Below are 237 nucleotides of genomic sequence, written 5' to 3'. Positions count from 1 at the left end.
GCAACAACACCACCGGTGAGCTGGCCTTCTATCGCTGCTGGGCACCAGAGCCGACCGCCCTTGCCCAGTTCGTGCGGGTAGCGGGGGTTCGTTGGATCGTGGAGGAATCATTCCAGGCCGGAAAGGGTCAGGTCGGTCTTGACCAGCACCAAGTCCGCCGCAGGACGTCCTGGCACCGGTTCACCACCCTCGCCCTGCCCGCTCTCGCCGTCCTCGCACTCTGCGCCGCCGACGCCC

Annotated in this window: 1 pseudogene; it reads left to right on the top strand. The window is 67.5% G+C overall.

From position 1 onward, the window contains the following. Positions 1-237, top strand: a pseudogene (locus LPA41_RS43940) (IS701 family transposase); the annotation flags it as partial.

Origin of the sequence: Actinoplanes sp. DH11 (genome assembly GCF_020873875.1) — a bacterium.
Lineage (GTDB): Bacteria > Actinomycetota > Actinomycetes > Mycobacteriales > Micromonosporaceae > Actinoplanes.
This window is presented reverse-complemented; position numbering and strand designations above follow the sequence as displayed.